Source organism: Mesorhizobium silamurunense (assembly GCF_014843825.1).
Lineage (GTDB): Bacteria > Pseudomonadota > Alphaproteobacteria > Rhizobiales > Rhizobiaceae > Mesorhizobium > Mesorhizobium silamurunense.
Genome location: NZ_JHQR01000388.1, coordinates 1 through 2,033, shown reverse-complemented (window position 1 = coordinate 2,033; position 2,033 = coordinate 1). Strand labels below are relative to the sequence as shown.

General features: G+C 66.0%; 1 protein-coding gene. It reads right to left on the bottom strand.

Annotation, left to right across the window (positions count from 1 at the left end; genetic code table 11):
• Positions 1 to 2,033, bottom strand: a 2,033-nt coding sequence (locus tag DH10_RS34360) for an Rne/Rng family ribonuclease (protein ID WP_192385860.1), incomplete at both ends; no start/stop codon positions are given.

Below are 2,033 nucleotides of genomic sequence, written 5' to 3'. Positions count from 1 at the left end.
GGCATCCGCCGGCGCGGGGGCCGAAACGGCATCGCCATGGGCACCATGCTCGCGGTCGCGATCCTTGCCGCCGCGCCGCCGACGGCGCTTGCGGCGCTTTCGGCCTTCGCCGTCCTCGGACCGCTGCTGATGCTGTCCCTGCTGCGGGTGACGCGGCTGTTCGGCCTCGACCGATGCCTCTTCCTCCTCCTCGACGACGATCTCGTCCTCGGGCTCTTCCGGCTCGACATAGGTCGGCAGGCTGCGCACCTCGACGAAGCCTTCGGGCTTTTCCGCCACGGCGCCGCGGAAGATCGCGTAGTGCTGCGCGCCCAGCGTCTCGTCGGCTTCGAGCGTGATGGTCAGGCCGAACCGGGCCTCGAGCTCGACCAGATTGGCCCGTTTGTGGTTGAGCACATAGAGCGCCGTCGCCGCCGGCGTGCGCACGGTGATGTGGCTGCGCGAATCCTTGAGCAGGAATTCCTCGATCGCCCGCACCACCATCAACGCCACCGAAGAGTCGGAGCGCACATGGCCGGTGCCGCCGCAATGCGGGCAGGGCTTCATCGTCGATTCCAGCACGCTGGCGCGGATGCGCTGGCGCGACATCTCCATCAGGCCGAAATGCGAGATGCGGCCGACCTGGATGCGGGCACGGTCGTTCTTGAGGTGATCCTTCAGCCGCTTCTCGACGGAGCGGTTGTTACGGTTCTCCTCCATGTCGATGAAGTCGATGACGATCAGGCCGGCAAGGTCGCGCAGCCTCAACTGCCGGGCGACTTCCTCGGCGGCCTCCAGATTGGTGTGGAGCGCGGTGTCCTCGATCGAATGCTCTTTGGTGGAGCGGCCGGAGTTGACGTCGATCGAGACCAGCGCCTCGGTCTGGTTGATGATGATGTAGCCGCCGCTCTTCAGCGTCACCTGCGGCTGCAGCATGCGGTCGAGCTGCGCCTCGATGCCGTTGCGCACGAAGATCGGGGTGGTGTCGCGGAAAGGCTGCACCACCTTGGCATGGCTCGGCATCAGCATGCGCATGAAATCCTTGGCCTCGCGATAGCCGTCGTCGCCGGAGACCAGGATCTCGTCGATATCCTTGTTGTAAAGGTCGCGCACGGAGCGCTTGATCAGGCTGCCTTCCTCATAGACCAGGGCGGGGGCCGTGGACTGCAGCGTCAGGCTTCGGACGTTCTCCCAAAGCCGCATCAGATATTCGTAGTCGCGCTTGATCTCGGCCTTGGTGCGACTTTCGCCGGCGGTGCGCAGGATGACGCCCATGCCCTGCGGCACCTCGAGATCGGCGACGACCTCCTTCAGCCGCTTGCGGTCCTGGGCATTGGTGATCTTGCGCGAGATGCCGCCACCGCGCGCGGTGTTGGGCATCAGCACCGAGTAACGGCCGGCGAGCGACAGGTAGGTGGTCAGCGCCGCGCCCTTGTTGCCGCGCTCTTCCTTGACGACCTGGACCAGAAGGATCTGGCGGCGCTTGATGACCTCCTGGATCTTGTACTGGCGGCGGACCGGCTTGCGGCGGTTGCGGACCTCTTCCAGCGCATCCTCGGCGCCGACCGATTCGATCTCGTGCTCGTCCGAATGCGCGGACTGCACCTCTTCGAGCATGCCGCGATCACTGTCGCTCGGAGCGGCGTCGTCGGCCGGAGCGGCCCCGCTGGCGGGCTCGGCCTGCGATACCGCTTCCGAAATCACATCCGCATCGACACTGGCGGCCATCGAGGTGGGCCCGCCCTCGGAAGGCTTGTCATCCGCGTGCTTGGCGGCTTCACCTTCGGCGGTCTCGCTGCTGGCTTCGGGAGCCTTGTTTTCTTCTTCGGTGACCGCCTCGGTCACGGATTCGACGGTTTCGGACATCGCTTCGACGTTCTCCATCGAAGCATCGGCAGAGTCACCAGCGTCGTCCGCAGCCTCGCTGGAAGCCGCGATCTCTTCGAGGTTTTCGCTATTTTCCTCGGAGCCGGCAGCATCGGCGCCGCGCTTCTGCTCGGCGCGGTCGCGATTCTTGCCGCCACGGCGGCGGCTGCGGCGGCCGCCACGTTCGC